This is a genomic window from Nocardioides sp. Kera G14 (assembly GCF_020715565.1).
Classification (GTDB): Bacteria; Actinomycetota; Actinomycetes; order Propionibacteriales; family Nocardioidaceae; genus Nocardioides.
The window spans coordinates 2157410-2170405 of record NZ_CP085839.1; the positions used below are offsets into that span (position 1 = coordinate 2157410).

A 12996-nucleotide genomic window follows, 5' to 3' on the forward strand; every position below is an offset into this window, starting at 1 on the left:
GAGGGTGAAATCTTGTATCTAGGTGCTCGAGTGGCAGTCGTGGTGCCAGCGCACAATGAGGAACGCCTCATCCGGACAGTCATTGACACCGCGCCGGAACTGGTCGACTTCATCCTCGTGATCGACGATGCCAGCACTGATCGGACGGCCGAGATCGCCCGCACCTCGGACGACCCGAGGCTTGAAGTTCGAACCCTGGCCAGGAACCTCGGAGTCGGTGGCGCGATCATCACCGGTCACCGACGCGCGATCGAACTGGGAGCGGACGTGAGCGTCGTGATGGCCGGCGATGCCCAGATGGATCCGAACTTCCTCCCCGCCCTCCTCGACCCGATCGTCGACGGGACCGCCGATTTCACCAAGGCCAATCGCTTCTACTCTCCGAAATCGCTCAAGGGAATGCCACGGATGAGGATCTTCGGCAGCATCGCCCTGTCGTTCCTGACCAAGGCCGCTTCGGGCTACTGGAGCCTTTTCGATCCACAGAACGGCTACACGGCAACCTCCGTTGCAGCTCTCACACGCCTTGACCTTGACTCCGTCTCCCAGCGTTACGACTTCGAGAACGACTTTCTGATCAACCTGAACATCTCCGGCGCTCGCGCGCGAGATATTGCTGTGCCCGCGATCTACGGCGACGAGATCTCCGGAATGAAGCTCACGAAGGTGGCACCCCGGATCCTCCGGACCTTGGTCGGAGGATTCTGGAGAAGGATCTGGTGGAAGTACGTCCTGCAGTCCTTCTCTCCCGTGGCCCTGCTGCTGTTTACCGGGCTTCTGTGCTTCTTCTTCTCATTCATTGCCGGCACGTTCGTCGTCGTCCATACGCTCGGGCCTCCAACCGCGAGCGCCGGCACGGTTCTCCTCGCCGTTGCACCGTTCCTGACCGGGCTCCATCTGACGATCAATGCCTTGATGCTGGACATCCAAGAAGGCAACAAGTGAGCCGTCTGCAGGTCGTGCTGATCGCAGCCGGTGTCGCGATCCTTCAGCTGGTCTGGTTGTTCGCGATCGCGCCCTTTCGCGGGATCGACGAGTTCGATCACTCCTACCGGGCTGCTGCCGTGGCGCACGGGCAGTGGCATGTCCAACCGACAGCGGCCACTCGCGGGACGGGAGCATGGCTGCGCGTGCCTCAAGACATCGTGACGGCGGCATCAGCCCAGTGCCGCGCGCTGCCCTACACCGTCGCGGCCGACTGCGTAGGAACCCCGAGCAGCGATGGAATGGTGCGGATCGCCAGCGGTGCTGGCCGCTACAACCCCGTCTTCTATGCCCTCGCCGGACTCCCGTCGCTCATACTCAAAGGCGATGCTGCGCTGTACGGCATGCGGGTCGTGTCTGCCACCCTCGCTCTGCTGGTACTCGTGGCCGGGCTCCTTTCGATGCGTACCTGGGCGTCGTCCCGATGGCCCGTCCTGGCCTTTGGCGTGGCGCTAAGTCCCGTTCTCCTCTACAGCACTGCGGTGCTGGCGCCAAACGGCGTCGAAATGGCTGCAGGGTTGGCCGCTTGGACCTCCCTCATAGGGGTGATCCGTACGCCGAATCGTCCGCTCAACACAGTGGTCGCTGCGCTCTCGGCATCTGTCCTCGTCACGGTCCGATCTCTGGGGCCGTTGTGGCTCGTCATGATCGTTCTGGCCGTTGTGTTGGCGGAGATGCCCGCTCGGCAGTGGTGGATGAGTTACTTCGGCCGACGAACCACCTGGATCGCGGCCGGCCTCGTCGCCCTTGCCTCGGTGGCCAGCCTTTGGTGGATCCTCTCGATGCGTGCACTGACCGTAGGCGCCGATGGGAGCCCAGACGCGAATAGCCTTGACCGTCTCAAGATCGTCGGAGGACAGATTCCGCTCTGGTTGCTCCAGTCGGTCGCCGCGTTTCCCCTGCGAAATGAGGCGAGTGCCCCCACTGTCTATCTTGTCTACTTCTTTGCTCTCCTCACCGTGCTCGGCCTCGGTGTCAGTCAGATGCCCATCCGGGTTCGAGTCGTGACGATCGGTGCCATCGCGACGGCGATCATCATCGCCGGCGGCATCACCTTCGCTACATACAACGACTACGGCGGCGCGTGGCAGGGGCGCTATCTCCTGCCGTTCCTCGTCGGTATTCCGCTCCTCGCGGCGGCACACCTCGACGGGGACATACCCGAGGTCATCCGGAACCTCGCCAGCATGCTCGTTCCTGCCGCACTTGCGATCGCACAGGTTGCCGCAGTCGTTCTTGCCGCCCACCGGCAACTGGCGCACGACGCTGTCGACCCGGCCCGCTGGATTCCACCGCTTCCGGTCATCGGCATCGTGGCCGCCTTCGGCTGTGCGGCGCTCGTGGCGGGGACCGCTCCGTGGCCTCGATCAGACCGGACGGCAGCATGATCGCCGCAGACGCTCTGATAGCCCCGACAGCACAGGTGGGCGAGCGGACCCGCATCTGGGGGTTGGCCCAGGTCCGCGAGCAGGCGGTGATCGGCGAGGACTGCGTCATCGGCCGAGGCGCCTACATCGGCGCCGGGGTCACCGTGGGTGACAAGGTGAAGATCCAGAACGACGCCTTGGTGTACGAACCCGCGGTAATCGCGGACGGCGTCTTCATCGGACCGGCGGTCATACTAACTAACGATCACAACCCGCGTGCCGTCACACCCGACGGCGAACTGAAGTCAGCCACGGACTGGACGCCAGTAGGCGTGGCGATCTTGAAGGGTGCCTCGGTCGGAGCTCGGGCCGTGTGCGTCGCCCCTGTGACGATCGGCAGGTGGGCGATGGTCGCGGCCGGAGCAGTCGTCATTCGGGACGTCCCGGACTTTGCCCTTGTGGCCGGAGTTCCCGCACGTCAGATCGGGTGGGTGGGCCCGACCGGCCACCGGCTCGTCGAGCTCGAAGACGGGTCGTGGGAGTGTCCCGTCACCGCGGTGCGCTTCGAGGAAGATGCCGGGACCCTCAGGGAGCTGACATGAACCGCCGCTCACGCGTGGGGGCCGTCGCGGTCGAGCTGACCAACGATGAGATTGAGGCCATGACCGCGGTCCTCCGATCTGGACGGCTTGTCCAGGGCGAGCAGGTCGCGCATTTCGAGGCGGAGTTCGCCGACCTCGTCGCCGGCGCGCACTGCGTAGCGGTGAATTCGGGCACGAGTGCACTCCATGTTGCGCTTCTCGCTGCCGGCATCGGAGCCGGTGACGAAGTCATCGTGCCGTCGTTCACCTTCGCCGCCACGGCGAATGCTGTGGCTCTGACAGGGGCGACGCCCATCTTCGCTGACATCGAACCGGTGACCTTCTGTCTCGACCCACGGGAAGTCGAAGCCCGGATTACGCGGCGCACGCGGGCAATCGTGCCGGTGCACCTCTACGGCCATCCCGCCGACATGCCCCGCCTGCTCGAGGTCGCCTCTCGACACGATCTCCTGGTGATCGAGGACGCGTGTCAGGCGCACGCCGCGGCAGTGGACACCGCACCAGTCGGCTCGCTCGGCCACATGGCTGCCTTCAGCTTCTACGCCACTAAGAACATGACGACCGGTGAGGGTGGGATGCTCACGACCAAAGATCCCGAACTGGCCCTGCGAGCGCGCCTGCTACGGAACCAGGGGATGGAGCGCAGGTACGAGAACGAGCTGATCGGGCTCAACTATCGGATGACCGACGTTGCGGCGGCTCTGGGGCGGATCCAGTTGACCAAGCTGCCGGCAATGAACTCAGCGCGGCGCGCGATCGCCCTCAACTATGACGCCACGATTAGGGGCCTGGTGCTGCCACAGGTTCGCGACGGTTTCTCGCATGTCTTCCACCAGTACACGGTGCGCTCTGACAGGCGTGACGAGCTGATGGCGTTCCTTGACGCTCGAGGCATCGACAGTGCGGTGTACTACCCGATTCCCGCCCATCGGCTGCCCTCCTTCGCCAGTTCGGGCGAGCCGCTGACCGAGACGGACCGCTCAGCGACCGAGGTCCTGTCCCTCCCGATCCGGCCAGGCCTGTCGCCGGACGATCAGTCGCGTGTCATCGACGCCGTCAACGAGTTCGGCGACCTTCGATGACCGGGATGTTGAGAGCTGCCGTCGTGGGCGTGGGGCAGATGGGCCGGCACCACGCGCGGGTGCTCTCGTCGATGGAGGGCGTCGAGCTGGTCGCAGTGGTCGATCCCCGACCACAATCCGATCCACACGTGGAGTCCCTGAGGGTGCATGACCTCGCGGCACTCGAACGGCTCACGCTTGACATGGCGATCGTCGCTGTGCCGACGGCCGTGCACGCGTCGGTGGCCGAACTCCTCTTCGAACGCGGAACGCACGTCCTAATCGAGAAGCCCGTCGCGCCGACAGCTGCTCAGGCACGCATGATCGCCGACGCTGCAGCGCGAACCGGGGTGATCGCCTGCGTGGGTCACATCGAGCGATTCAATCCCGCCCTCCAGTCCCTGCGCCAGCGCCTGGCTCGTGGCGACCTCGGCGAGATTTATCAGATCGCCACTCGCCGGCAAGGACCCTTCCCGGAGCGCATCGCCGATGTCGGCGTGATTCTCGACCTCGCCACCCATGACATCGATACGACTGCGTGGGTCGCAGGCAAGCCGTATACGGCGGTCTCGGCCCAGACGGCCAACCGATCGGGTCGTGAGCACGAAGACCTTGTCGCTGCGGTGGGCACATTGGCCGACGGCACGGTGGTTAACCACCTGGTCAACTGGCTCTCACCCCTGAAGGAACGGGTGACCGTCGTCACAGGTGAGCGTGGGACCTTCGTCGCTGACACCCTGACCGCTGACCTCACGATCTACGAGAACGGGGCACAGCCAGTCGAGTGGGAGGCGCTCAAGTCTTTCCGCGGCGTCGTCCAGGGCGATATGACCCGGTTCGCCATCGCGAAGCAGGAGCCGCTTCGGAACGAACTCATGGCCTTCCGAGATGCCGTCCGTGGCGAGTCCATGGACGTGGTCGGCGTGGAGGACGCCGCTCTGACAGTCGCCGTGGCAGAGGAGATGCTTCAGAGCAGCCGCGGTCAGGCGACTGGCCGAGCATGAGCATCGTTCTGCCGGCGGAGGCTCTGAAACAGGTTCACGACGGCCGCGCACAACGGCCCCACCATTCCGGCAAGGAGGACCGCGTCCGCAACTCCCAAGGGCAGCAGCAGCGCCACGACCGTTACTAGAAGACCTGCGACCCATCCGGCGATCTCGGGCGCGCCTTGGCGCAGAGCGGTGAGCACCATGCCCGACGTCATGGCGAGCGCCAGGAGGAGCGTTCCGACGCTGAGCTCAATCGCTGCGCCGCGAGTGATCTGGTAGTCCGGCCCGAAGACGGCGCGTAGGGCCGCGGGGCCGATTGTTACGGCCAGGGCCGAGAGCGGCACAGCAGCGACCAGCACCGCTCTCCACGACCACCACACAGCCGCCCCCGCAGAAGCATGAGACCTCAGGGCCCTGATGAGGAGGATCGGACGCAAGCCGCTCACCAGGACCAGCGGCGCGCGGAACAGGAGGAGGGCCGCGAACACCGGCGCGACGTCACCGGTGGGAAGGCCCCTCAAGAAGCCGGCCAGCATGGGCATTCCGCTGAGGAGCACAGACGCACAGCCGGTGGCCGTCATGGTCAGCACCAGACGAAGTCGCGAGCGACCGGCAGGTAAACCCGAGCCGTCGGCGGCACCTGCCCTCCGCGGCGCTCGGTACGCAGCGCACACATAGGCGGGAAGGCCCAAGGCGAGCGCCCACACCCATGTCGGAGCATCACTCAATCCACAGAGGGTCACCAGGACCAGACGAACCACTGAGTCGAGTGCCGTGAGCGCGAAGTACCAGCCCCAAGCGCCTCGCGCCGATGCTCGGCCGAGAGCCGTGAAGAGGGGGACCATGCCCACACACCCGATGACGAGGGCCGCGAGCGTGAAGCCGCCGAACTCCCCACGCGGCAGCAGGGCCCACGCGATCAGCGCGAAACCGCAGGCGCTGACCAGGCCGACTCCGGTCGAGCCTGATGCGGTTTCGCCCCGGAGTTCCTCCCGCATGGCATGGAACTGGAGGCCGAGCGCCAGGCCACCGAAGCCGAACAGCAGCGACCACAGTGTGGCGAACAGTGCGTAGTCCGCAGTGCTCGAGAGTCTCGCCACGATGACGGTAGCGACCCAGGCACCGATCGACGCGATGGCGCTGGCGCCGCTCGCCGCGGCCGCTGACGCGCGCCTGGCCGACGGGAGCCGGCCCTTGACCCACCGCTTGACGGGCTTGCCGAGCGTCACGCGGTGGCGGCAACCCAGCGGTCGAGGACGGCCTGGGCGGCGCCGGAGTCGATCGCCTCGGTGGCCTTGGCGATGCCGGCCGCGAGGGCGGTGGCGACGGCCGTGCCGGCGGCCTCGTGCACAGCGAGGCCGGCGCCGGCGTTGAGGAGTACGGCGTCACGGACCGCCCCGGTCTTGCCGGCCAACAGGTCGCGGATCACCTGGGCGTTGAAGGCGGCGTCGCCGCCGCGCAGGTCCTCGGCGGTGGTGAGCTCGATGCCGAAGTCACCGGGGTCGATCGCATGCGTCGACACGTCGCCGTCGTGGACGGCCCAGATTGTCGACGGACCGGTCGTGGTCAGCTCGTCGAGGCCGTCGTCGCCGCGGAAGACCCAGGCGTCGACGCCGCGGGCGGCGAAGACGCCCGCCATGACCGGTGCCGAGCGCAGGTCGGCGCAGCCGATCGCTGACGCTGCTGGTCGGGCGGGGTTGGTGAGCGGCCCCAGCAGGTTGAAGGACGTCCCGACGCCGAGCTCGCGGCGCGGCACGGCGGCGTGACGCATCGCGGGGTGGAAGGCGGCGGAGAAGAGGAACGTGATGCCGACCTCGTCGGCGACCTCGGCCACCCGGGAGATCGGCAGGTCGAGGCGGATGCCCAGCGCCTCGAGCACGTCAGCAGACCCGGACTGGGAGGAGGCGGAGCGGTTGCCGTGCTTCACGACCTTCGCACCGGCGCCGGCGGCGACGAGGGCCGACATGGTGGAGATGTTGACCGACATCGAGCGGTCCCCGCCGGTGCCGACGATGTCGAGGAGTCGGCCGGGCACGGAGATCGGGTTGGCCTTGGCCAGCATCGCGGCCGCGAGACCACCGAGCTCGTCGACCGTCTCGCCCTTGGCGCGGAGCGCGATCGCGAAACCGGCGATCTGCGCCGGCGTCGCCTCACCGGACAGGATCTCGCCCATCGCCCATTCGGCCTGCTCGGCAGAGAGGTCGGCGCGTGCGACGAGGGGCCCGAGGACGTCGGGCCAGGAGAGCTGCGCGTTCATGCGGTCGCAGGTACGTGCTCGCGCAGGAGCGCGATGACCTTCTGGGCGAGCTCGATCGGGTCGATCGGCTGCGGCACCGCCGCCTCCGCACGCGACCAGGACGCGAGCCACGAGTCCTGCGGCCGACCCGTGAGGACGACGATCGGCGGGCAGGTCGAGAGCTCGTCCTTGAGCTGCTTCGCGATCCCCAGTCCCCCGGCGGGCACGGCCTCGCCGTCGAGGATCATCAGGTCGACGCCCTCGTCGGCGTACCGGATCACGACCGGCTCGGTCGCGACCTCGAGGTACTCCAGCTCGGGAAGGCTCGGATGCGGCCGCCGGCCCAGCGCACGCATGACCTGCGCGCGGGTCTCGATGTCGTCGCTGTAGACGAGGACCTTCAACGGCTTCGATGCGGTCACCTTCGTGACTCTACTCCGCGACAGCCTTCTCGGCAGCCGCCTTGGCGGCAGCCCGCTCGCGCGCCTCACGCGCCTCCAGGAGATCGAGGCGGCGGTCCTCCCGCTCCCCCTCCCTCATCGACTGCCGCACCCACTGGGTGAAGAGCACGCCGAAGAAGATCAGGCCCACGAAGTCACCGGCACCCCACAACAAGCCACCGGCGAGGTTCTGGTCCGCAGCAGGGTCGGGAAGCCAGGAGCCCATCGGCCCCTGGTGCAGATCGGGGTACCAGGAACCGCCGAGCAGGGTCGACTGCCCCATGATCGTGATGCCGAGGAACGCGTGGAACGGCAGCGTCATGACGGTCAGCAGCACCCGGAAGGGGTACGAGACGCGACCGGGGATCGGGTCGACCCCCATCAGGGGCCAGAAGAAGAGCGAGCCGACGAGCACGAGGTGCAGGTGCATCATCTCGTGCACGAAGTCGTGGTGGAGGGAGGCGGGGTACCAGCCCGAGAAGTAGAGGGCCCACGGGGAGACGACGTACAGCAGGAACGTCAGCGGCGGGAAGCTGAGCACCTTGACGACTCGTGAGTGCAGGACGGCCAGCAGCCAGCGGCGGGGCGCCGGCGGCAGCGTCCGGAGTGCGAGCGTCACCGGTGCGCCGAGCGCGAGCGACAGCGGCACCAGCATCGAGAGGACCATGTGCTGGCCCATGTGCACCGACAGCAGCGTCGTGTCGTACGCCGCCCACCCGGACTGCGTCACGACGAAGAAGGAGCCCATCCCGACCCCCACGAAGGAGATCGTCCGGCCGATCGGCCAGCGGTCCCCGCGGCGCCGCAGCACCACCACGCCCCAGACGTAGAGGCCGACCGCCCAGACCGTCACGACGAACGGAATCGGCGCCATCCCCCACTGCTCGAAGAACGAGGACCAGCCGAACGGGGGTAGATCAGGCACGCATCCACTGTAATCGGGGGGTCGGGGTGGCTCTCTGTCCGGCTACCGACATAATGAGGCCCGTGGCGACTGCAGCTTCAGCACTTCCGGCATCCCGTCTTCACGGGCAGCACGACCGACCGAGCATGGTCCAGGTCGGCACGATCATCTGGCTCTCCTCGGAGCTGATGTTCTTCGCCGCCCTGTTCGCGGCGTACTTCACGATCCGCTCGGTCAGCCCCGAGCTGTGGCCGCAGAACACGAGCCACCTCAACGTGCCGTTCGCGCTCACCAACACGATCATCCTCGTGCTCAGCTCGGTGACCTGCCAGATGGGTGTTTTCAAGGCCGAGGCCGGCCTCGTGGGCCGCACCGGCTCGGTCTTCAACCCGATGACCTGGGGCCTGCGTGAGTGGTTCGTCCTCACCTACATCATGGGTGCGATCTTCATCGCCGGTCAGGCCACCGAGTACGCCTCGCTGATCCAGGAGGGCATCACGATCCCCTCGTCGGCGTACGGCACGATGTTCTACCTGACCACCGGCTTCCACGGCATCCACGTCACCGGCGGCCTGATCGCCTTCCTGCTCATCCTGGGCCGCACCTTCATCGCGCGCCGCTTCACCTACGAGCAGGCCGTGAGCGCGATCGTCGTCTCGTACTACTGGCACTTCGTCGACGTGGTGTGGATCGGGCTCTTCGCCTCGATCTACATCATCAAGTGACACCGGCCGCACGCACCGAAGTTAGGACTGTCCCTTGCGCCTCCTGAACCGCTCCGCCGGTCGCCTCTCGCGGCACCGTCGTGGCCCCATCGCCGGCCTCGTCGTGCTGCTGGCAGCCCTCTGCCTCTCCGGTGGCCTGTACGCCGCCTTCTCGCCGTCCTCCGCGGCTGACGACTCCAGCATCGGTGACGCCGCGAAGGGCAAGGAGCTCTTCCTCGTCGGCTGCGCCTTCTGCCACGGCCAGAACGCCGAGGGTCAGACCGACATCAACGGCAAGCTCATCGGCCCGAGCCTCGCCGGCGTGGGTGCCGCCTCCGTCGACTTCCAGGTCGGCACCGGCCGGATGCCGCTGGCCGCCCCCGGCCAGCAGGCGCCGTCGAAGAAGAAGGTCTACACCGACGAGGAGATCGCGGACCTCGCGGCGTACGTCGCCAGCCTGGCCCCCGGCCCCGCGATCCCGACGGCCAAGGACTACTCCACGGACGGCCTCACCAAGGAGCAGAAGGAGGAGGCGATCGTCCGCGGTGGCCAGATCTTCCTGACCAACTGCACCGCCTGCCACAACTTCACCGGTGAGGGTGGCGCCATGCCGCGCGGCGGCTACGCCCCCAAGCTGCTCGACACCACCCCGAAGCACATCTACGAGGCCATGCTCACGGGTCCGCAGTCGATGGACACCTTCTCCAACGGCAACCTGTCGCCCGAGGAGAAGCGTGACGTCATCGCCTACATCGGCTCGATGAAGGAGGAGCCCGGCTACGGCGGCTTCTCCCTCGGCAACCTCGGTCCGGTGAGCGAAGGCCTCTTCGCCTGGATCGTCGGCCTGGGCGTCCTCGTCGGCTTCGCCGTCTGGATCGCCGCCCACACCACCCGTACCAGCAAGAGGAAGGGCCTGAGCGCGTGAGCACCGACCAGCACACGGAGTCTCACCACGAGCTGAACGTGTCGACCGACGCGTTGCTCGCGGACCCGGGGCTGCACGAGCACGTCTGGCGTCCCACCGACGTCGACCCCGCGGCCGAGCGCCGCGCGGAGCGTCAGGTGGCCGTCCTGTTCGGCCTCTCGGCCGTCTCCACGATCCTCTTCGTGGTCTCCTACTTCGCGATCAAGAGCGGCATCGACGGTGACACGTTCATCGGCCTCGGCGCCTCGAACGTCGCCCTCGGCGTCTTCCTCGGCCTCGCGCTCCTCTTCATCGGCATCGGCATCATCCAGTGGGCCCGCAAGCTCATGGCCGACGTCGAGCTCGCCGAGGAGCGCCACCCGGCCTCCTCCTCCCTCGAGGACCGCTCGGCCACCGTCGCCGCGCTCCAGCAGGGCATCGAGGAGTCGGGCATCGCCCGCCGCCCCCTCGTCCGCAACTCGCTGCTCGGCGCGGTGACCCTCCTCGTCGCACCGGTGGTCGTCCTGCTGCGCGACCTCGGCCCGCTCCCCAACCAGGTCGTCGGCGAGTACGCCGGCGCCGGCCTCGAGCACACCGTGTGGAGCAAGGGCATGCGCGTCGTCCGCGACGTCGTCGGCACACCGATCAAGGCCTCCGACGTCGAGATCGGTGACCTCTTCAACGCCGAGCCCGAAGCGATCTTCCCGACCGAGGAGAACGGCCAGCCCGAGCTCGAGGGCACGGAGCTGCAGGTCGCCAAGTCCAAGGCCGCGATCGTCATGCTCCGGATGAACCCCGACGACATCGTCAGCAACGCGACCCGCAACTGGTCGGTCGACGGCATCGTCGCCTACTCCAAGATCTGCACCCACGTCGGCTGCCCGATCTCGCTCAACGAGCGCACCACGCACCACCTGCTGTGCCCGTGCCACCAGTCGACGTTCGACCTCGCCGACTCCGGCAAGGTCGTCTTCGGCCCGGCCGGCCGCCACCTCCCGCAGCTGCCCCTCGGCGTCGACGACGAGGGCTACCTCATCGCGCTGTCCGACTTCCCGGAGCCGGTCGGCCCCAGCTACTGGCAGCGCAACACCGAGTCGCCTGACGAGGTCCAGAAGAAGGCGGGCATCTGATGACCACCACCGCACCGACCGGCGCCCCCACCACGCGCGTCGGCAAGGCCGCCGAGTGGGCCGACGAGCGCCTCGGCCTCGCAGCCATGGGCAAGAAGAACCTCCGCAAGATCTTCCCGGACCACTGGTCCTTCATGCTCGGCGAGATCGCGCTGTGGAGCTTCGTCGTCCTGCTGCTCTCCGGCGTCTTCCTGACGCTGTGGTTCCAGCCCTCGATGGCGGAGACCACCTACCAGGGCTCCTACAACCAGCTGCGCGGCATCGAGATGTCGCAGGCCTACGCCTCGTCGCTGCACATCAGCTTCGACGTCCGCGGTGGACTGCTCATGCGGCAGATGCACCACTGGGCCGCGATGCTCTTCATCGCCGCGATGATGATCCACCTGCTGCGTGTCTTCTTCACCGGCGCGCACCGCAAGCCGCGTGAGCTCAACTGGGTGATCGGCTCGCTGCTGCTCCTGCTCGGCACGCTCGAGGGCTTCACCGGCTACTCGCTGCCTGACGACCTGCTGTCCGGCACCGGTATCCGGGCCGCGGACGGCTTCATCAAGGCGGTCCCGCTGGTCGGCACGTACGTGTCGTTCTTCCTCTTCGGAGGCGAGTTCCCGGGTGACTCGATCATCCCGCGCCTCTACACGATCCACGTGCTGCTGATCCCGGGCCTCCTGCTGGCCCTGATCGCAGCCCACATGCTGCTGCTCGTCTACCACAAGCACACTCAGTGGGCGGGCCCCGGCCGGACCGAGAACAACGTCGTCGGCTTCCCGATGCTCCCGGTCTACGCCGCCAAGGCAGGCGGCTTCTTCTTCATCGTCTTCGGCGTCACGGCCCTCATGGGCGGCCTGCTGTCGCTCAACCCGGTGTGGAAATTCGGCCCCTACGACCCGACGAAGGTCACCGCCGGTTCGCAGCCTGACTGGTACATGGGCTGGCCCGACGGCCTCCTCCGCATCATGCCGGGCTGGGAGTCACACTTCTGGGGCTCGACGTGGAGCTGGAACGTCTTCGTCCCGGTCATCCTGACCCCGGGCGTCATGTTCACGATCCTGCTGATGCTGCCGTTCGTCGAGTCGTGGATCACCGGCGACAAGCGCGAGCACCACCTGCTCCAGCGTCCGCGCAACGCTCCGACCCGCACCGCGCTGATGGTCTCGCTCATGACCTTCTACGCGATGGCGTGGACGGCCGGTGGTAACGACCTGATCGCGATCAAGCTGCACGCGTCGATCAACCAGATCACGTACTACCTGCGTGCCCTGGTCTTCATCGGCCCGCTGATCGCCTTCATCGTCACGCGCCGGATCTGCATCTCGCTCCAGCGGCACACCAACGAGGAGCTCCTCCACGGCTACGAGTCGGGCGTGCTCATGCGCACCCCCGAGGGTGAGTACTACGAGAGGCACCTCCCCCTCCCGGTCGAGAAGGCCTTCACGTGGACCGTGGGCGACCGCAGCGCGGACGCCCTCAGCACCGAGCCGCCGGCCAAGGGCCTGCGCGGCAAGCTGCGTGAGCTCTGGTACGCCGACGACGTCGACAAGCCGACGCTGGCGGAGTACGACGAGGCCCGGGCTCATCTCGAGCACGGCCACGGCGACGACCACGCCGAGCTCGAGGGTGGCCACGGCCACTGACCCCGTCACGGGAATCTTCAAGTCATGAGGGGCGTTCACATCAC

The 12996-nt window shown here is 67.3% G+C and carries 13 protein-coding genes; 9 read left to right on the forward strand and 4 right to left on the reverse strand.

Annotated features, from left to right (window positions below; genetic code table 11):
- Positions 1-39: 39 nt before the first annotated feature.
- Genes LH076_RS10640 through LH076_RS10660 form a run of 5 tightly spaced genes read left to right on the forward strand, consistent with a single transcriptional unit; the run spans position 40 to position 5018 of the window.
- Positions 40-945 carry a glycosyltransferase family 2 protein gene (locus LH076_RS10640; RefSeq protein ID WP_265333814.1) on the forward strand — a complete coding sequence of 302 codons (906 nt, stop codon included), beginning with the start codon at positions 40-42 and terminating at the stop codon, positions 943-945.
- A complete protein-coding gene (locus LH076_RS10645) occupies positions 942-2372 on the forward strand; it encodes a DUF2142 domain-containing protein (protein WP_227780677.1) in 1431 nt (476 codons plus the stop codon). The genes LH076_RS10640 and LH076_RS10645 overlap by 4 nt, the downstream gene beginning before the upstream one ends.
- A complete protein-coding gene (locus LH076_RS10650; RefSeq protein ID WP_227780678.1) occupies positions 2369-2953 on the forward strand; it encodes an acyltransferase in 585 nt (194 codons plus the stop codon). Before LH076_RS10645 ends, LH076_RS10650 begins: the two co-directional genes overlap by 4 nt.
- The gene (locus LH076_RS10655) at positions 2950-4035 is read left to right on the forward strand and encodes a DegT/DnrJ/EryC1/StrS family aminotransferase (RefSeq protein ID WP_227780679.1); all 1086 of its coding nucleotides are present in this window, start codon (positions 2950-2952) and stop codon (positions 4033-4035) included. Before LH076_RS10650 ends, LH076_RS10655 begins: the two co-directional genes overlap by 4 nt.
- 5 nt (positions 4036-4040) lie before the next feature.
- Positions 4041-5018: a Gfo/Idh/MocA family oxidoreductase gene (locus LH076_RS10660; protein WP_415753343.1), complete on the forward strand. Its 978-nt coding sequence runs from the start codon at positions 4041-4043 to the stop codon at positions 5016-5018.
- Here LH076_RS10660 and LH076_RS10665 read toward each other — a convergent pair.
- Genes LH076_RS10665 through LH076_RS10680 form a run of 4 tightly spaced genes read right to left on the reverse strand, consistent with a single transcriptional unit; the run spans position 4997 to position 8604 of the window.
- A complete protein-coding gene (locus LH076_RS10665; protein ID WP_227780681.1) occupies positions 4997-6232 on the reverse strand; it encodes a hypothetical protein in 1236 nt (411 codons plus the stop codon). The two genes, LH076_RS10660 and LH076_RS10665, sit on opposite strands and share 22 nt — an antisense overlap.
- Positions 6229-7260, reverse strand: a complete 1032-nt coding sequence (gene trpD / locus LH076_RS10670) for an anthranilate phosphoribosyltransferase (protein ID WP_227780682.1) — start codon at positions 7258-7260, stop codon at positions 6229-6231. The genes LH076_RS10665 and trpD overlap by 4 nt, the downstream gene beginning before the upstream one ends.
- Entirely contained in the window at positions 7257-7661 is a 405-nt protein-coding gene (locus LH076_RS10675) for a hypothetical protein (protein WP_227780683.1), read from the reverse strand. Before LH076_RS10675 ends, trpD begins: the two co-directional genes overlap by 4 nt.
- A gap of 10 nt (positions 7662-7671) precedes the next feature.
- Entirely contained in the window at positions 7672-8604 is a 933-nt protein-coding gene (locus LH076_RS10680; protein WP_227780684.1) for a cytochrome c oxidase assembly protein, read from the reverse strand.
- Between the two features lie 53 nt (positions 8605-8657).
- On the opposite strand from LH076_RS10680, the gene LH076_RS10685 reads away from it, so the two are divergent.
- Genes LH076_RS10685 through LH076_RS10700 form a run of 4 tightly spaced genes read left to right on the forward strand, consistent with a single transcriptional unit; the run spans position 8658 to position 12952 of the window.
- Positions 8658-9308 (forward strand): heme-copper oxidase subunit III, encoded by a 651-nt coding sequence (locus LH076_RS10685; protein ID WP_227780685.1) that lies wholly within the window; start codon positions 8658-8660, stop codon positions 9306-9308.
- A gap of 34 nt (positions 9309-9342) precedes the next feature.
- Positions 9343-10212 carry a c-type cytochrome gene (locus LH076_RS10690; protein WP_415753125.1) on the forward strand — a complete coding sequence of 290 codons (870 nt, stop codon included), beginning with the start codon at positions 9343-9345 and terminating at the stop codon, positions 10210-10212.
- Positions 10209-11321, forward strand: coding sequence for a ubiquinol-cytochrome c reductase iron-sulfur subunit (locus LH076_RS10695; protein WP_227780686.1), 1113 nt, complete (start codon positions 10209-10211; stop codon positions 11319-11321). The genes LH076_RS10690 and LH076_RS10695 overlap by 4 nt, the downstream gene beginning before the upstream one ends.
- Complete coding sequence (locus tag LH076_RS10700) at positions 11321-12952, forward strand: cytochrome b (RefSeq protein WP_227780687.1); 1632 nt, start codon at positions 11321-11323, stop codon at positions 12950-12952. Before LH076_RS10695 ends, LH076_RS10700 begins: the two co-directional genes overlap by 1 nt.
- Positions 12953-12996: the final 44 nt, after the last annotated feature.